Source organism: Pantoea sp. BS_8, from assembly GCF_041954965.1.
Classification (GTDB): domain Bacteria; phylum Pseudomonadota; class Gammaproteobacteria; order Enterobacterales; family Enterobacteriaceae; genus Pantoea; species Pantoea stewartii.
Genome location: NZ_JAVAXU010000006.1, coordinates 57,957 through 74,811 on the forward strand (window position 1 = coordinate 57,957; position 16,855 = coordinate 74,811).

15 protein-coding genes are annotated in these 16,855 nt (G+C 54.3%); 6 read left to right on the forward strand and 9 right to left on the reverse strand.

Annotated features, from left to right (window positions below; all coding sequences use genetic code 11):
- Positions 1 to 22: 22 nt before the first annotated feature.
- From RAC65_RS13005 to RAC65_RS13020, 4 genes are all read right to left on the reverse strand, one after another.
- A complete protein-coding gene (locus RAC65_RS13005) occupies positions 23 to 859 on the reverse strand; it encodes an ABC transporter permease (protein ID WP_039342845.1) in 837 nt (278 codons plus the stop codon).
- The gene (locus tag RAC65_RS13010; protein ID WP_039342799.1) at positions 859 to 1,725 is read right to left on the reverse strand and encodes an ABC transporter permease; all 867 of its coding nucleotides are present in this window, start codon (positions 1,723 to 1,725) and stop codon (positions 859 to 861) included. Before RAC65_RS13010 ends, RAC65_RS13005 begins: the two co-directional genes overlap by 1 nt.
- Positions 1,722 to 2,822: an ABC transporter ATP-binding protein gene (locus RAC65_RS13015; RefSeq protein ID WP_054632917.1), complete on the reverse strand. Its 1,101-nt coding sequence runs from the start codon at positions 2,820 to 2,822 to the stop codon at positions 1,722 to 1,724. The genes RAC65_RS13010 and RAC65_RS13015 overlap by 4 nt, the downstream gene beginning before the upstream one ends.
- A 290-nt stretch (positions 2,823 to 3,112) precedes the next feature.
- On the reverse strand, positions 3,113 to 3,886 hold the full coding sequence (locus RAC65_RS13020) for an inositol monophosphatase family protein (protein ID WP_039342793.1): 774 nt from the start codon (positions 3,884 to 3,886) through the stop codon (positions 3,113 to 3,115).
- Between the two features lie 294 nt (positions 3,887 to 4,180).
- On the opposite strand from RAC65_RS13020, the gene RAC65_RS13025 reads away from it, so the two are divergent.
- The gene (locus RAC65_RS13025) at positions 4,181 to 5,311 is read left to right on the forward strand and encodes an ROK family transcriptional regulator (protein ID WP_033738268.1); all 1,131 of its coding nucleotides are present in this window, start codon (positions 4,181 to 4,183) and stop codon (positions 5,309 to 5,311) included.
- Positions 5,312 to 5,384: 73 nt separating this feature from the next.
- On the opposite strand, the gene gorA is transcribed toward RAC65_RS13025, so the two are convergent.
- On the reverse strand, positions 5,385 to 6,737 hold the full coding sequence (gene gorA, locus RAC65_RS13030; protein ID WP_033738266.1) for a glutathione-disulfide reductase: 1,353 nt from the start codon (positions 6,735 to 6,737) through the stop codon (positions 5,385 to 5,387).
- 124 nt (positions 6,738 to 6,861) lie between these two features.
- Between gorA and rnz the strand changes: the two genes are divergently transcribed.
- Positions 6,862 to 7,773 (forward strand): ribonuclease Z, encoded by a 912-nt coding sequence (rnz, locus tag RAC65_RS13035; protein ID WP_375096787.1) that lies wholly within the window; start codon positions 6,862 to 6,864, stop codon positions 7,771 to 7,773.
- Between the two features lie 3 nt (positions 7,774 to 7,776).
- Here rnz and RAC65_RS13040 read toward each other — a convergent pair whose 3' ends face one another.
- Together RAC65_RS13040 and RAC65_RS13045 are read right to left on the reverse strand one after the other, a co-directional pair.
- Positions 7,777 to 8,592, reverse strand: coding sequence for a lysostaphin resistance A-like protein (locus tag RAC65_RS13040; RefSeq protein WP_375096788.1), 816 nt, complete (start codon positions 8,590 to 8,592; stop codon positions 7,777 to 7,779).
- Positions 8,593 to 8,653: 61 nt separating this feature from the next.
- Positions 8,654 to 9,496, reverse strand: a complete 843-nt coding sequence (locus RAC65_RS13045) for a 23S rRNA (adenine(2030)-N(6))-methyltransferase RlmJ (RefSeq protein WP_006121111.1) — start codon at positions 9,494 to 9,496, stop codon at positions 8,654 to 8,656.
- A 321-nt stretch (positions 9,497 to 9,817) separates the two neighbouring features.
- On the opposite strand from RAC65_RS13045, the gene prlC reads away from it, so the two are divergent.
- Positions 9,818 to 11,860: an oligopeptidase A gene (gene prlC, locus RAC65_RS13050; protein WP_054632922.1), complete on the forward strand. Its 2,043-nt coding sequence runs from the start codon at positions 9,818 to 9,820 to the stop codon at positions 11,858 to 11,860.
- A 7-nt stretch (positions 11,861 to 11,867) separates the two neighbouring features.
- Positions 11,868 to 12,620 (forward strand): 16S rRNA (guanine(1516)-N(2))-methyltransferase RsmJ, encoded by a 753-nt coding sequence (rsmJ, locus tag RAC65_RS13055; RefSeq protein WP_375096789.1) that lies wholly within the window; start codon positions 11,868 to 11,870, stop codon positions 12,618 to 12,620.
- Positions 12,621 to 12,684: 64 nt separating this feature from the next.
- Here the strand turns inward: rsmJ and uspA are convergent, their stop codons facing one another.
- Positions 12,685 to 13,122 carry a universal stress protein UspA gene (gene uspA, locus RAC65_RS13060; RefSeq protein ID WP_006121100.1) on the reverse strand — a complete coding sequence of 146 codons (438 nt, stop codon included), beginning with the start codon at positions 13,120 to 13,122 and terminating at the stop codon, positions 12,685 to 12,687.
- A 424-nt stretch (positions 13,123 to 13,546) separates the two neighbouring features.
- On the opposite strand from uspA, the gene uspB reads away from it, so the two are divergent.
- Positions 13,547 to 13,882 (forward strand): universal stress protein UspB, encoded by a 336-nt coding sequence (uspB, locus tag RAC65_RS13065; RefSeq protein WP_375096790.1) that lies wholly within the window; start codon positions 13,547 to 13,549, stop codon positions 13,880 to 13,882.
- Between the two features lie 36 nt (positions 13,883 to 13,918).
- Here the strand turns inward: uspB and pitA are convergent, their stop codons facing one another.
- Positions 13,919 to 15,421, reverse strand: coding sequence for an inorganic phosphate transporter PitA (pitA, locus tag RAC65_RS13070; RefSeq protein ID WP_039342786.1), 1,503 nt, complete (start codon positions 15,419 to 15,421; stop codon positions 13,919 to 13,921).
- A gap of 241 nt (positions 15,422 to 15,662) precedes the next feature.
- Here pitA and RAC65_RS13075 point away from each other — a divergent pair, with 241 nt between their 5' ends.
- Positions 15,663 to 16,847, forward strand: a complete 1,185-nt coding sequence (locus tag RAC65_RS13075) for an NAD(P)/FAD-dependent oxidoreductase (protein WP_277284282.1) — start codon at positions 15,663 to 15,665, stop codon at positions 16,845 to 16,847.
- Positions 16,848 to 16,855 lie beyond the last annotated feature (8 nt).

The following is a 16,855-nucleotide window of genomic DNA, read 5'->3' on the forward strand; positions in this document are numbered from 1 at the left end:
CAGTTAAGCGAGTTAATAACCGTCAGCCTTTTCCAGCAAAAGCGGCGACGGGATTCTTTGTCAGTAATTTTTCAGCTATCAGCATTAAAATGACATTCGGCACGACCAGCATTAAAGAAATAACAGCGGCATTAGGTCTGATAAAGTTGTAACCCAGATAAGAATAAAGAATTGTCGGTACGGTAATAAAATCCGGCGAGCCGACAATAAAGCTAATGGCGAACTCTTCGATGGATAACGTAAAGACAATAATTAAGGCCGCAAATATGCCGGGTCTGATAGTTGGCAGGCAGGCAACTAAAAAACGATTTACTACAGACGCGCCCATATCGCGGGCGGCATCCAGGGTGTCCTGACGTATTTGAGAAAAGGAAAGGGTCAGAATCCTCACGGCATAGGGCATTAAGATGATGGTATGTCCCAGTAAAATGCCGACAAACCGACTGTGGATGCCCACCACGTTCAACAGCATGGAAAAAAACAGCGCAATCACAAAGCCGGGCACGATGAGCGGAAGCAAAACCGCATTCTGTAGCAGGGATTTACCCGTAAACGACATCCGGCCAAACGCCCAGGCCGCTGGCAGGGCCAGTAGCAACGTGAGCACAGAGACGGTTGCCGCCAGTAAATAGCTGTTCTTCAGCGCCTGCGGCAGGGCCGTGGTCGTCCAGACTTCGACCCAGCGGCCCAGGGAAAGCACGGGCGGCAGGGCATCCGGCCAGGCCCAGGGATGCGTTTTATCCACCAGAGACCACAGCACGGTCAGAATAAAGGGGATCACCAGCCACAACATGAACAGTGCGGTAATCAGGATCATCATCATGATACGCAGGGGCGACATGCTTTTTCTGGCTCTCATCATTTATGTTCTCCCACTTTTTGCAGCCACTTCGCCACACCGGCCAGCACCACCGCACCGACAAACGCCGCCAGCATTAATATCACCGCCACCACGGCCGCAAGGTTCCAGCCCTGGGCGCTGATTTCCGGAAAGCGCAGCATGTATTGCGACAGGGAGAAAACGCTGGTGGGGCCAGCCACGACCTGGAATGAAAAGTCGCCCAATGCGCCAATGAAGATCAGGATCAGCGAGACCTGAACGGCTTTGATGGATAAGGGCAGAATGATCTGTAAAAGGCGGGCGGTTTTGCCTGCGCCCAGATCGCGGGCCGCATCAACGATTTCGTCCCCGATAGCGCGCAGGCTGCCGGTGATGATCAACAGGGCATAGGGAAGCTGTTTCCAGACCTGCAGGATAATGACACCAATGCCCCAGCGATCATTCTGCATACGGATGGGTTGCGAGATGATGCCCAGTTTGAGCAGGCCGAGGTTAATAAAGCCCTGCCAGGAAATCAGATTGATGAACAGCAGGGCGGCGACCAGCCCGTGTACCATCAACGGGGCTTTCAGTAAGCCGCTCATCAGCACAGAGCCGGGAAAGGGCTTTCTCAGCCACAGCGCCAGCGGCAGGGCCAGCGCCACAGACAGGACGGCACTGACCACGCCAATTTTCAGGGAATAGCCGGTGGCGCGCCACAGCTGACTGTCGTTCAGGATGGTTTCCCAGTACTGCAGCGTAAAATGCGCAGGCGCGCCAAAGTTGAACAGTCCGACAGATTGCGCGATGGCCATAACGACGATCAGAATCAGGGTGAGCACGACGGGAGCGACCGCAGGCAGCACCAGTAACCAGGCGACTATGTTTCGGTTGTGCACTTTCATGACCAGCTTTCCTGCAAAAAGCGAATCCTGTCAGGCGCGATGGAAAAATTAACGCTATCTCCTTCCCGAATATGATTTTTACCGACTAACTGAATATGCCACTGGTATTCCGGCTCTTCATGGTCCTTTGGGTGAACCTGTAGCTCGGACAGGTTGCCCAGAAAGCTCACGGCACCTATTTCGAAAGCACGGGTATTCATACCGGTTTCCTGTTCGCTCAGCAGAGCATCTTCCGGACGCCAGAAGGTGTATACCTTGTCGGAAAGGGGCGGAACAGGACTGTGAATGTTCATTTCACCCAGCACGCAGGAAACACGATACATTCCGGTGTGACTGTCACCGTCGATGACATGCGCTTTCATCACATTCGCCTGGCCAACAAAGCCCGCAACAAACCGGTTAACCGGCGAGTAATAAATATCTTCAGGGGTGCCGGTTTGCTCAATGCGTCCGGCGTTCATAACCACGACGACGTCAGACATGGACAGGGCTTCTGCACGGTCATGGGTCACATAGATAGCGGTAAACCCGTGTGAACGCTGCAGCTGGCGGATTTCGAGGCGGACTCTGTCGCGTAATGTGGCGTCGAGATTCGACAGCGGTTCGTCGAACAACACGATTTCGGGCCGCACAGCCAGCGCTCTGGCCAGCGCGACACGCTGCTGCTGACCGCCCGATAACTGCGCAGGCAGCTTCGGTAAGTGGGCGTTTAACGAGACCTGAGCGGCGGTTTGCGTGACGCGATCCTGTCTCTCCGCTTTGGCCATTTTCCTCTGCTTCAGCCCAAACCCAATGTTTTCGGCCACAGACAGGTGAGGGAACAGCGCATAGGACTGAAAGCACATGGCCGTATCGCGGTGCTCAGGTTTAACCTGATGCATGTCCTGCTGGTGAATCAGGACTTCCCCGCTGTCCAGGCTGTAAAAGCCCGCAATCACTTTGAGCAGCGTGGTTTTGCCACATCCAGACGGACCCAGCAGGGAAACGAACTGTCCTTTTTCGGCCTTCAGTGAAATGCCGTCCAGCGCGACAAAGTCGTCGAATCTGAGCATGGCATTATTGATTTCAAGCGTATTCACGTATGGCTGCCCCGTCATTGAAGAAATGTGTGCATCTTAATTAATGCGATGCGCATAATAATTTGATGCGGCGAAATTAGGCAATTTCAGGCAGGTTAAGAATTTATTAATTTTATAAAACCCATATTTAACATGATAATAATGAGTTGCTTTGATTTCGTACATTTACTCTGCTAACTATTATCATGCATAGTGAATAATATTGAAGGCAGAACGTTTGTCGGTCATATGAAGAAAAAAGCGGGGAGGACAGCGCCGAAACGCTGTCCTGAAAAGACGGCAGGAAGAGAGCTCGGACTGACGGATATTCAGGCGGGGGTAAAGCGGGGATGCGGAATAAACTGGGCGGAAAGGCGATTGAGTGCCGCGGTGCCAACACTCACATGTGTTGAACTTTTTTCCTGGCTCCCGGCCAGATGAGCATCAAGCCCTGCGGCTTTGCATAGGGCATAGCCCGCGGAAACATCCCACATACTGCTGAAGCACTCCTGATAGCCATCGACATAGCCCAGCACACTAAAGCTTAAACCGATGGTGGCACAGCGGTAGCGCACCACATTCCAGCCAGTATCCCGGTACGCTTTTTCAATGCAGAGCTGGTGGGTGAAGTCCCATGAAGGACTGTCGCCAATGGCAACGGTTTTGAGTCCCTGGGCGATTTCGGGTCGCGTAAAAGGCTGGCCGTTAAAATAAATGCCGGCCTCCTTGCCCCCGCTCAGCATGATGTTTAACACCGGATGAACAATCACCCCGATGACCGGTTCGCCGTCGATGACATAACCGACAGAAATGCCCCATAACGACGAGCCACGGAGAAAGTTACTGGTGCCATCAATCGGATCGACTGACCAGTAACGGTCACTGAGTTCGCCGCCTTGCTCTTCGCCAATGACGCGTTCATTGGGGAAATATTGCGCCAGACGTTGACGAATCAGCTTCTCAACCTCCTGGTCTGCTTCACTGAACACATCCTGGGGCCTTTTTTCGCAGATTTCTAATTCACTGAGCTGCCTGAAATAATCCAGCGCCAGCTGTGATGCTTCTTGAGCAATACGTTCAATCACCTTTACGCGCGTATCCATTCTTAATCCGTTCATTTTGTGAAAGGTCCTGAGCTCGTTCGTTTACCTTGTGCTGCACAATGACTCAGCAACGGGAAACGCTGATTTAATATAATGCTTTACGCATGAAATTAGAGTGTCGGCCTGTTTTGTGTCAGTATTATGATGATTTGGTGATGCGATTTTTTTTAGGAATATCGTCCTGAATCAGCATGTTCACACAGCACGTAAAGGTCAGGCGCATGACTATTCGGAATGCATAAAAGCGTGCTAGGGTGTAACAGAACCTGTCATTAAAACGGTGAGGATAACGTGGTGGTTCATGGATATTCAGGTCGTGATGAAGTCGAACTTAATCGCAGTGAAAAACTTATTCTTGAGCTTGTCCGCCGCAATCACGGCATTTCCCGCTCCTCGCTGGTTTCACAAACGATTCTGAATCAGTCATCGGTTCACCGTATTGTTGATACACTGACCGAAAACGGTTTTCTCAGCCTGGGGGAATCGCCCTCACAGGGAAGGGGTAAGCCCAGCCCGTCGTTATCCCTGAATCCGGACGCACGTTACAGTTACGGTATTTCCATTAACTCTGACAGCGTGGCGGCAAGCCTGATTAATTTCCGCGGCGATATTATCGAATACTGCGTGCTGGACACGCTGCCCGGCAATCCTGCCCGAACGCTGCTGGATCTCAAACGCCATTATCTGGATACCTTAAAACATATTGGTATTTCGTCAGAAAAAGTGTGTGGCGTCGGATACAGCATGGCGGGCTTTCTGTATGACGCTCGGAAATATTTTAATCCGCCAGAACCGCTGAAAAACTGGATGGGCATTGATCTGCGCCGTGAAATTATGACGCTGTTTGACCGGCCCGTCTGGATTGAAAATAACGCCACGACGGCCGCGCATGCAGAAGCTTTTTTGGGCGCGGGCCTGCACTACGAGACCTTCGGCTACCTCTCTTTTAATTACGGCTTTGGTGGCGGCATTGTCATTAACGGCAAACCGTTTCAGGGCGCTTTTGGCAATGCGGGCGAGATCAGCCGGATTTTTTCGCCGGAAGAGGGCAAACTGCGTCCTGCGCTGGGGATCTTAATTGATCGACTGCGCAACGGCGGTATTGAAATTCACAACATTCGCGATCTGAATAATAAATTCGATCCGGACTGGCCCATTGCCCGGCAATGGGTCAACGAAGTCACGCCCAATTTACATCGGGCCATGGATGCCCTGAATGCCGTTATCGATCCCGGTGCCATTATTTTAGGCGGCGAATTGCCCCGTAAGCTGGGCGAAATGTTTTTAGCCATGCCCCGGGTCAGTTCGGGCAAACGCTGGAATATTTCGGCGGAGTATCCGGATATTCTGCTGAGCACTATTGAGGGCGACAGCTCGGCACTCGGTGCGGCGTTGACGCCGCTGCGGGAGACCTATTTCAACTGATAAATCGCTCACTGGCGCGAAGGCCAGCGAGCGGTGGTCTCTCTGCTGTCTGTCGGCAGCAGAGAGGAACGGGTTAGCGCATGGTGACAAACTCTTCCGCCGCCGTCGGGTGAATCGCCACGGTATTATCAAAGTCTTTTTTGGTCGCGCCCATTTTTAACGCAACCGCAAAGCCCTGCAGCATTTCGTCCATACCACTGCCAATGCCATGAATGCCCACGATTTTTTCCTCCGGACCGACGCAGACGAGTTTCATGCGGCACGGCTGGCGATGCTGCGTGACGGCGGTGTACATCGCGGTAAAGGCGGATTTGTAGACTTTCACCTGGTCATCACCGTACTGTTCGCGCGCCTGCGGCTCTGTCAGGCCCACCGTGCCGATGGGGGGATGGCTGAACACCACAGTCGGGATATTGCGGTAGTCCAGATGCTCATCCGGTTTGTTATTGAACAAACGCTCTGACAGGCGACGGCCCGCCGCGACGGCGACCGGCGTCAGTTCGACGGCACCGGTGTTATCGCCGACGGCATAAACGCCAGGCACGTTGGTGTTCTGGAATTTATCGACCTTGATGTAGCCTTTCTCGTCCAGCGCCACACCCGCTGCCTGAATATTCAGGCCGTCGGTTTCAGGAACGCGTCCAATCGCCCAGACCAGGCAATCAACCGTGTATTCACTGCCGTCTTCCAGCTGCAGCGTCAGGCTGCCATCGGCATTTTTTACTACCGCTTTTGGCGTCGCCTGCGTATGCAGCGTTGGGCCTTCCGCGTTCATCACCTCAACCAGCGTATCCGTAATTAGCGGATCAAAATTGCGTAGTGGCGCATGTTTGCGTACAAACAGATGGGTTTCTGAACCTAATGCGTTTACCACGCCCGCCAGCTCAACGGCGATATAGCCCGCGCCGACCACGGCGGTACGTTTTGGCAGGGCATCCAGCTCAAAGAAGCCGTCAGAATCAATCCCGTATTCCGCGCCGGGAATGTCGGGATGACTCGGGCGTCCGCCCGTAGCAATCAAAATATGATCGGCGGTGATCGTTTCGCCATTCACCTCAACGGTATGGGCATCAATAAAACGGGCAAAACCGTGGATCACATCGACCTTATTTTTCCCCAGAACATTGTCGTATGATTGATGAATACGATCGATATAGGCGCTACGGTTTTTCACCAGCGTGCCCCAGTCAAAGCGATTAACGGTGGTATCAAAACCATAATCCGGCCCGTAAAGATGAATGGCCTCGGCAATTTGTGCGGCGTGCCACATTACTTTTTTCGGCACGCAGCCGACGTTGACACAGGTTCCGCCCAGCGCTTTGGCTTCAATCAGGGCGCACGTCTGGCCATAGCTTGCTGCACGGTTAATTGAAGCGATACCGCCGCTGCCGCCGCCGATGGCGAGATAGTCATAATGTCGGGTCATGGAAGTCTCATCCGGTTACTGGGAAAGTGATAGAGAGTGTAACGCCGCAGGGTACGGCGTCGCAAAAATTGCGCCTATGATTGTAACAGGCCTTATCGTTTCATTATTTACAGGGAAGCATAGCATGTACCTGACTTTTCTTGGCACCGGCGGGGGCGCGCCGAGTCTGCAACGCAATGTCACTGCCATCGCGTTTACCCGCGACAAAAGCGGCGCCACCTGGCTGTTTGACTGCGGTGAGGGCACACAACTCCAGTTTATGCGCTCAGACCTGAAGCCTGGCAAACTCGATAAAATCTTTATCACCCATCTTCATGGCGACCATATTTTTGGGCTGCCGGGCCTGCTTACCAGTCGCTCGATGGCGGGGTTAACCACGCCAATGACGGTTTACGGTCCAGCAGGGCTGAAAGCCTTCGTTGAAACGGCACTGTCGCTGTCCAGCTCGTATACCGATTACCCGCTGGAGATCGTCGAGATCGCCGCGGGTGAGGTCCTGGATGATGGCGAATTTCGCGTGACCGCCTGGCCGATGAATCACACCATTGCCTGCTTTGGCTATCGCATTGAGCAGCATGACAAACCCGGTTTTCTGGATGCGCCTCGCCTGAAAGCAGAGGGCGTACCGCGCGGTCCCTGGTTTCAGCAGTTAAAGCAGGGCGATACGATTATGCTGGAAGACGGGCGTACCGTTAACGGCGCTGAGTATCTTGGGCCGCCAGTGAAAGGCAAAACGCTGGCCATTTTTGGAGATACTGCGCCCACTGACGTCGCGCTACAGCTGGCGGCGGACGTTGATGTGATGGTGCATGAAACCACGCTGGAAGAGGCGCTGGCTGAAAAAGCCAACGGGCGCGGTCACTCTACCACCTTACAGGCTGCGACGGTGGCAAAGCAGGCCGGAGCAAAGCGCCTGATTGCCACCCATTTTAGTTCGCGTTATCTCGCCCGGGACATGGCGCGCCTGCTGGCAGAATGCCAGCGCATTTTCCCTGACACCGAGATGGCGCACGACCTGGCGGTCTTCACGCTGTAGGGATCAGTGCGCCAGCGCAGGGTAGGTAAAGAACAGCAGGTGGACCATGTTGAGTGCAAAATGGAACGCGGTCGCCAGCCACAGGCGGCCGCTCCAGTGCCAGACCAGACCATAAATCAGTCCGGCCAGCGCGGCAAAGACCATCAGCAGCACCCCACCAGATGCATGGGCCAGACCAAACAGCAGTGCCGTTACCAGCAGGGCGATCACGCCGCCCCATTTCTGGCGCAGGCGCTGCTGGAGATAACCCCGGAAAAACGCCTCTTCGGCCAGTGAGACAAAAAACAGATTGGCCAGCGCAAACGCCCCCAGCCAGTCCGGAAGGTGCGTTTCGACGGCAAGGCCGCCCAGCAACACGGCGCTGCCCAACAGCAGCGGCACGGCGGCGACAGGCGCGAGCCACCAGGCCGGCGAGCGCGGCGGATGCGCCTCTGCGTTGAACAGCGTCGGCAGACAGGCCAGCAGCAGAAAAGGAATCAGCGCTTTATCGAAATTAAAGGAAAATGAGAAGGGCACGCTGCGGGCACCGACCTTAACCGCCTCGACCTGCAGGGGATTATTGAATCCCGGAATAAGGTGCAGCATCAGCGCCAGCGAAATCAACACCAGAAGGGCTTCGCTGACGATCTGCCATCGCCGACTCCGGCGATCGTAGATACGAAACGCGACCAGGGCAGCGACAGCCGCAAACACAAAGGTAACGGGCCAGTCGAGGACGTTTTGATAAACGCCCAGCGCCGTTGCCAGCGCGAGTAATAACAGAGAGAGGCGTTTCGCCGGTTGCAGGGCGGTCAGCGCGCCCGCCAGGATGATCCACATAAAAATGACCTACGTTCAACGCCGCCGTGCTGTGCGCGGCGACGTTAAGCTGGGAAAGGAATTATTCAGGTACGATTTGGTTAACGCTGAAATGGCCTGTGCCGGTTGGCACCAGCTTCTGATGCAGCCACGGCAGCAGCGTGTTCATCTGATCGGCCAGCTTCCACGGGGGATTGATGACAATCATGCCGGACGCGGTCATGCCACGCTGATCGCTATCGGGGCGCACGGCCAGCTCAATCTGCAGGATATTACGGATGCCCGTGGCCTCCAGCTCGCGCAGCATATGTTTGATTTGCTGACGCAAGACGACCGGGTACCACAGCGCATAAATACCGGTACCGAAACGTTTGTGACCTTCCTGAATGCCTTTTACAACGGCCTGGTAATCACTTTTCATTTCATAAGGCGGATCAATCAGTATCAGTCCACGACGTGACAGCGGTGGCAGCTTCGCTTTTAGCTGCTGATAGCCATCGGCCCTTTCAACGCGCGCGCGACTGTCTTTGCTGAACTCGGTACGCAGCAGCGGATAATCGCTGGAATGCAGCTCGGTCAGCTGAATCTTATCTTCAGGGCGCAGCAGATGGCGGGCGATTAGCGGAGAGCCAGGATAGTAGCGCAGCGTGCCGTTACGGTTCAGGGCATGAATCGCATCGAAATAGGGTTGCAGCAGGGCGGGCGCGTCCGGTTGTTGCCAGATGCGTCCGATGCCTTCCAGATATTCACCCGTGCGCTCTGCGTGCTCGCCGCTGAGTTGATAACGTCCTGCACCGGCGTGCGTATCCAGATAGAGAAACGGTTTTTCTTTCTCTTTTAACGCAGTGATGATGAGGCTCTGTACGGTGTGCTTAAGCACGTCGGCATGGTTGCCAGCGTGAAAACTGTGGCGATAACTCAACATAAAAAAGGGTATGTCCGCGGTTGAAGCTAAAAATAATCAAGTTGGCCCGATTATAACGACAGATAAGAATAATTGCTGGCATTTCGCGCACGGCAGCGGGCCTCTGGCCCTGGATTACAGGGTAAACCTTCTGCGCCATCGGTGTGTTAGCCTGTTTTATCCTCTGCTATGGTTAATCCAAACGCCGGCGGAAGGCCAGCCTGGCGCTATTCTGCTATTCATGACCGGTTACACCATTGATTTTCAGCATTCCAGACCGCATGTTAATAAGATTGCGTTGCGCGATTCATCGCGCCCCACACATTGTTAAAGGACTGCGCTATGACTAATCCGTTACTCACCTCGTTCACGCTTCCCCCGTTTTCGGCGATTAAGCCTGAGCACGTGGTGCCTGCCGTGACCGACGTTTTAAATGAATGCCGGGCGATGGTGGAAAAAGTGGTAGCGCACGGCGCACCTTACACCTGGGACAATCTTGTCCAGCCGCTGGCAGAAGCCGACGATCGCCTGAGCCGTATTTTTTCGCCGGTCAGCCATCTGAACTCGGTTAAAAATAGTCCGGAACTGCGTGAAGCCTACGAGCAAACGCTGCCGCTGCTGTCTGAGTACAGTACCTGGGTTGGTCAGCACGAAGGGCTCTATCAGGCTTACCGGGATTTAAAGGAAGGCAGTCATTACCGCACGCTGGATCAGGCGCAGCAGAAAGCCGTCGATAACGCCCTGCGTGACTTTGAGCTGTCCGGGATTGGTCTGGAAAAAGACAAGCAGCAGCGCTATGGCGAAATTGCCGCGCGTTTGTCTGAACTGGGCTCTGCCTACAGTAACAACGTGCTGGATGCCACGATGGGCTGGAGCAAGCTGATCACTGACGAAAGTGAACTGTCGGGCATGCCGGAGAGCGCACTGGCCGCAGCGAAAGCGCAGGCTGAAGCCAAAGGTCAGGAAGGCTGGTTGCTGACGCTGGATATTCCCAGCTACCTGCCGGTGATGACCTACTGTGATAACGCCGCATTGCGTGAAGAAATGTATCGTGCTTATTCCACCCGCGCCTCCGATCAAGGCCCTAATGCGGGCAAATGGGATAACGGCCCGATTATGGCCGAGGAGCTGGCTCTGCGCCACGAACTGGCTCAGCTGCTGGGTTTCGACTCCTTCGCGGATAAATCGCTGGCGACCAAAATGGCGCAAAGCCCTGCTCAGGTGATCGATTTCCTGAACGATCTGGCCGACCGCGCACGTCCACAGGGCGAGAAAGAGCTGGCGCAACTGCGTGCTTTCGCGAAGAAAGAGTACGGCGTGGAGACCATGAATCCCTGGGATCTGACCTACTATGGCGAAAAACAGAAACAGCACCTCTACACCATTAGTGATGAGCAACTGCGTCCTTACTTCCCGGAATCCCGTGCGGTGTCTGGCCTGTTTGAAGTCGTCAAACGCATCTATGGCATCACCGCCAAAGAGCGGACGGATGTGGATGTTTATCACCCGGATGTGCGTTTCTTCGATCTGTTTGATGAAAGTGGCGAGCTGCGCGGCAGCTTCTACCTTGACCTGTATGCGCGTGAGCATAAGCGTGGCGGCGCGTGGATGGATGACTGCGTTGGGCAGATGCGTAAAGCCGATGGCAGCCTGCAAAAACCGGTCGCTTACCTGACCTGTAACTTTAACCGTCCCGTCAGTGGTAAACCGGCGCTGTTCACGCACGACGAAGTGATCACCCTGTTCCATGAGTTTGGTCACGGCCTGCACCATATGCTGACCCGCGTTGAGGCGGCTGGCGTGTCAGGCATTAACGGTGTGCCATGGGATGCGGTGGAACTGCCAAGTCAGTTCATGGAGAACTGGTGCTGGGAGCCGGAGGCGCTGGCGTTTATTTCCGGGCACTACGAAACCGGCGAGCCACTGCCTGAAGACCTGCTGAATAAGATGCTGGCAGCGAAAAATTACCAGGCGGCGTTGTTCATTCTGCGCCAGCTGGAGTTCGGTCTGTTCGATTTCCGTCTGCATACTGAATTCAACCCAGAAAAAGGCGCACAGATCCTGGAGACGCTGCGCGAAGTGAAAAGCAAAGTCGCCGTGGTCCCCAGCCCGGAATGGGGCCGCTTCCCGCATGCGTTCAGCCATATCTTCGCGGGCGGTTACGCAGCGGGTTATTACAGCTATCTGTGGGCCGATGTACTGGCGGCGGATGCGTATTCACGTTTTGAAGAAGAGGGCATTTTTAACCGCGAAACCGGTCAGTCCTTCCTCGACAACATTCTGACGCGCGGCGGTTCGGAAGAACCGATGGAGCTGTTTAAACGCTTCCGTGGCCGTGAGCCTCAGCTGGATGCCATGCTGGAACACTACGGTATTCAGGGATAAGCCGTACGTGAAAATTTGTTTGTTTGATGAAACAGGCGCCGGTGACGGCGCCTTATCTGTTTTGGCCGAACGCTGGCAACTGACGCATTGTGACGATGCGGTGCTGGCGCTGGTAAAGACCGCAACGCATCTTGAACTGCGTAAGCGGGATGAGCCTAAACTGGGCGGCATCTTCGTGGATTTTGTTTCCGGTGCCATGGCGCATCGCCGGCGTTTTGGCGGTGGCCGTGGCGAAGCGGTAGCAAAAGCGGTCGGCATTAAAGGCAGTTACCTGCCCGATGTGGTGGATGCGACCGCCGGGTTAGGGCGCGATGCGTTTGTGCTGGCGGCCTTAGGCTGTCGGGTGCGCATGCTGGAACGGCATCCCGTGGTGGCGGCACTGCTGGAAGACGGGCTGGCGCGTGGCTATCAGGATGCGGAAATTGGTGGCTGGCTGCGTGAACGTCTTTCACTGATTCATGCCTCCAGTATTCAGGCACTCACCGATATTGCGCCACCGCCAGATGTGGTTTATCTCGATCCTATGTATCCCCATCGGCAAAAAAGCGCCATGGTGAAAAAAGAGATGCGGGTGTTTCAGTCATTAGTCGGCGCGGATGAGGATGCGGATGCCTTGCTGGAACCGGCCCGCCGTCTGGCAAAGAAGCGTATCGTGGTGAAACGTCCTGATTATGCGCCACCGCTGGCCGGTGTCGTTACGCAGTCTGCGGTGGTCACGAAAAGCCACCACTTCGATATCTATCCGCCGCTCGCGGAGTAGTCATGTCAAGCCGGTCGGCGACGACGTTCCTTCTCGTCAACCGCCCCGGCTTTTTTCGTGCGGGTTATTCGTCATCCTCGTCGCGCAGTGGCACGATCAACATGTCGATATGCACGGTGTTGATCAACTGACGCGCTGATGACATCAGCTTGCTCCAGAAGTCCTGATGATGACCGCACACCACCATGTCCACGTCGTATTTTTTAATCGCATCGACCAGCACCTGGCCCAGATCGCCACTGCCGCTCAGGGTTTCGGTGATGGGATAGCCCGCTGCATCTGACAGATTTTTCAGCGCCAGATGGGTTTCTTCAGAAATCCGCTTTTGCATATCGCCCAGGTTGACGTCAATCAGGCCGGTGTACAGATCAGAGTAATTCACATCGACATGAATCAGCGAAATTTTGGCGTCGTAAGGGCGCGCGAGCGAGACAGCTTTATCCACTAATAACTGACTTTCTGGCGAAAGATCGACTGCAATCAGGATATGTTTATAAGCCATGATATAACTCCTTCCACGAGATTCAGAATGGCAGCGGTTTCCAGACGCGTCACAGCTGCGAAATCCATTGCGCGAACGGGCGATGAGCGCCACCAAATTGGGTAACCTGCAATACAGGCAATGCTGTTGTTATACCTGAAAGTATAGCCCTGTGTGTTAACAAATGCTTCTGAAGCCGTCTGGCTTGTGAATAAGATCAATGATGAACGATTTTTACTCGTATAAAACGAAAATCCTCGCTGGTAAAAAATTGAACATTTCTCCTAAACTAAAAAAAGCAGCCTTGATCACATGGCTGTTACTTTTCTGATGATTCAAAAATAAAACTACAAATCGCTTAACGGGGTTGTTGGCAAATTCTGCAGGGACTGTTCAGCATGGTGCGCGTTCTGCACTGTTCTGCGGTGCCGGTAAGGAGGGTGACATGATCAGCACTATCGCGCTTTTTTGGGCTCTTTGTGTGGTATGCCTTGTAAATATGGCGCGCTATTTCTCTTCGTTGCGTGCGCTGCTGGTGGTTCTGCGGGGGTGCGATCCCCTCTTATACCAATATGTTGACGGCGCGGGTTTTTTCACCTCCCATGGTCAGCCTGGCAAGCAGGTGCGGCTGGTCCGCTATATTTGGGGAAGGCGCTATCTTGATCATCATGATGACGAATTTATTCGCCGGTGTGAGCGGGTAAGAGGCTTGTTTTTGTTGACCAGTTCGCTGTGCGGATTAGTCATTATCAGTTTGATCGCCCTGGCTATCTGGCATTAAAAAGGGCGACCGAAGTCGCCCTGATGAGCTGCTTACTCAGATGAGCTTCAGCGCTATCCAGTAGAGTGAACCTGATAACAAAATACAGACCGGCAGGGTGAAAACCCAGGCCATGGCGATGTTTTTGATCGTTTTACTCTGCAGTCCGCCACCGTCGACCAGCATGGTGCCGGCCACGGAAGACGAAAGGATGTGGGTCGTGGAAACCGGCATGCCGGTGTAGCTGGCAATCCCTATGGACACTGCGGCAGTAACCTGCGCCGACATGCCCTGCGCATACGTCATGCCTTTTTTACCGATTTTCTCACCGATGGTGGTGGCCACACGGCGCCAGCCAATCATCGTGCCGATTCCCAATGCCAGTGCGACCGCCATGATAATCCACACCGGGGCGTACTCAATGGTGTTCAGCAGGTCGCCTTTGAGCTTGCCCAGGAAGCGTTTATCCTCTGGCGAGGTTTCCGGCAGCTTCGCCGCTTTATCGGCCGTATCGGAAATACACAACAAAAGGCGACGCATCTGGCTGCGTTGCTCAACCGACAAGTCGTTGTAGTTTTGCAGATTGTTCAGAAGCACCTGCGCACGCTGCACGGCCTGAAGCGCACGTGCACTGTCGCAGTGAAACTCTTTGGGACTGGTGGGTTCGACTTCTTCCGGCGTGGGCAGCTTAGGCGGTGCCATCTGGATAATATGGGTCAGTGATTCGCTGTGCTGCTGGTAATACTGTTCCAGGTGATTCACAGCATCGCGCGTTCGCGTGATGTCGTAACCCGACGCGTTCATATTGACCACAAAGCCCGCTGGCGCAACGCCAATCAGGACCAGCATAATCAGACCAATGCCTTTTTGCCCGTCGTTAGCACCATGTGAATAACTGACGCCAATGGCGGAGATAATCAGGGCGGTACGGGTCCAGAAAGGCGGTTTTTTCTTGCCGTCAATCTTCTCACGGTCAGCGGGCGTCATATGAATGCGTGCACGCTTTTTAGTGTTGCTCCAGTAACGGCGCAGAAGGAAAATCAGGCTGCCCGCAATCACCAGACCGACAATGGGGGAGAGAATGAGCGACAGGAAGATATTCAGCACTTTCGGAATGTTAAGCGCATCCACCACCGATGTCCCGCTCATTAACGCATTGGTCAGGCCAATACCGATAATCGCGCCGATCAGGGTGTGAGAACTGGAGGCCGGAAGCCCTAAATACCACGTTCCCAGGTTCCAGATAATCGCGGCCAGCAGCATGGAGAAGACCATAGCAAGACCGTGAGCGGAGCCAACATTGAGCAGCAGATCGGTCGGGAGCATATGCACGATGGCGTAAGCCACGCTTAATCCGCCGAGCAGCACGCCAAAGAAATTGAATACCCCAGCCATTAACACAGCAAGCTGAGCACGCATAGCGCGTGTATAGATGACCGTCGCAACCGCGTTGGCCGTATCATGGAAGCCGTTAATTGCTTCGTAAAACAATACAAACAGCAGAGCAAGAACCAGTAACAGGCCGGTGCTAAGATCGAGACCAGCAAACAGATGTAGCATAGACGTTACGCCATTTTGGAGGACATGAACGCGGCGCATTATCCGCGACAATATGTGGTCTGGGAAAGGAAAATATAGACCTGAACCGGCTTAAAAGTGTCAATTTTGTAAGCTTAAAGGCGTAAATTCCTTAAAAATTATAAATTTACATTATGACATAATTGCGGCAATTTTTTGACACTGGCATCAACGCAGGCAGATCACTACAATCTGCCCCTCTTTTATCAGGTGGACAATGGCAGTGGAACAGTTTGACGTTATCGTGATTGGAGCAGGGGCCGCGGGGCTTTTTTGTGCCGCGCAGGCTGGACAGCGCGGTCGCCGCGTATTACTGCTGGATAACGGCAAAAAGCCGGGCCGCAAGATTTTAATGTCAGGCGGCGGGCGCTGCAATTTCACCAATCTCTATACCGAACCGGCCGCCTACCTGTCGAATAATCCCCATTTCTGTAAGTCAGCGCTGGCGCGTTATACCCAATGGGATTTTATCGATCTGGTGAATCGTCACGGCATTGCCTGGCACGAGAAAACGCTGGGGCAACTGTTTTGCGATGAGTCTGCGCAGCAGATGGTCGATCTCCTGCTCGCCGAGTGTGAAAAGGGGCGTGTGACCCTGCGTTTGCGCAGCGAAATCCTGAGTGTAACCCGCGATGAAGCGGGCTACGTCCTGCAACTCAACGGCAGCAGCGTACAGGCAGAGAAGCTGGTCATCGCCAGCGGCGGGCTTTCCATGCCGGGCCTGGGCGCGTCACCGTTTGGCTATAAAGTGGCCGAGCAGTTTGGGTTAACGGTGTTGCCAACCCGTGCCGCCCTGGTGCCCTTTACGCTGCATAAACCCCTGCTTGAACAACTGCAGACACTGTCCGGTGTGGCGCTGGAAACGACCATCGAAGCGAAAGACGGCACCGTCTTCAAAGAGGCGATGCTGTTTACCCATCGTGGCCTGTCCGGCCCGGCGGTCTTGCAGATTTCCAGCTACTGGCAGCCGGGTGAGTTTATCTCGGTCAATCTCTCGCCTGCCACGCCGCTGGATGCGTTCCTCACGATTCAGCGTGACGCGCACCCGAATCTGAGTCTGAAAAACAGTCTGGCGAAAATTCTGCCTAAGCGCCTGGTCGAAATTTTACAGGAAATGCAGGTGGTGCCGGATGTCACGCTGAAGCAGCTGAACAGCAAGCAGCAGTCAGCGCTGGTGCAGACGTTGCACAACTGGCAGGTGCAGCCCAACGGCACGGAGGGTTACCGTACCGCTGAAGTCACGCTGGGCGGTGTGGATACGACTCAGCTGTCCTCTAAAACAATGGAAGCACGTGACGTGCCGGGACTCTATTTTATCGGTGAAGTCGTTGACGTGACCGGCTGGCTGGGAGGCTATAATTTCCAGTGGGCCTGGAGCTCGGCCTGGGCTTGCGCGCAGGCCGTGTAACGAGCTTC

Excerpts from the sequence above, each read along its gene's own strand:
- RAC65_RS13005 (WP_039342845.1), bottom strand. The coding sequence starts at position 859 with ATGAGAGCCAGAAAAAGCATGTCGCCCCTGCGTATCATGATGATGATC.
- RAC65_RS13010 (WP_039342799.1), bottom strand. The coding sequence starts at position 1,725 with ATGAAAGTGCACAACCGAAACATAGTCGCCTGGTTACTGGTGCTGCCT.
- RAC65_RS13015 (WP_054632917.1), bottom strand. The coding sequence starts at position 2,822 with ATGACGGGGCAGCCATACGTGAATACGCTTGAAATCAATAATGCCATG.
- RAC65_RS13020 (WP_039342793.1), bottom strand. The coding sequence starts at position 3,886 with ATGGATACGCGCGTAAAGGTGATTGAACGTATTGCTCAAGAAGCATCA.
- gorA (WP_033738266.1), bottom strand. The coding sequence starts at position 6,737 with ATGACCCGACATTATGACTATCTCGCCATCGGCGGCGGCAGCGGCGGT.
- rnz (WP_375096787.1), top strand. The coding sequence starts at position 6,862 with ATGTACCTGACTTTTCTTGGCACCGGCGGGGGCGCGCCGAGTCTGCAA.
- RAC65_RS13040 (WP_375096788.1), bottom strand. The coding sequence starts at position 8,592 with ATGTGGATCATCCTGGCGGGCGCGCTGACCGCCCTGCAACCGGCGAAA.
- RAC65_RS13045 (WP_006121111.1), bottom strand. The coding sequence starts at position 9,496 with ATGTTGAGTTATCGCCACAGTTTTCACGCTGGCAACCATGCCGACGTG.
- prlC (WP_054632922.1), top strand. The coding sequence starts at position 9,818 with ATGACTAATCCGTTACTCACCTCGTTCACGCTTCCCCCGTTTTCGGCG.
- uspA (WP_006121100.1), bottom strand. The coding sequence starts at position 13,122 with ATGGCTTATAAACATATCCTGATTGCAGTCGATCTTTCGCCAGAAAGT.
- uspB (WP_375096790.1), top strand. The coding sequence starts at position 13,547 with ATGATCAGCACTATCGCGCTTTTTTGGGCTCTTTGTGTGGTATGCCTT.
- pitA (WP_039342786.1), bottom strand. The coding sequence starts at position 15,421 with ATGCTACATCTGTTTGCTGGTCTCGATCTTAGCACCGGCCTGTTACTG.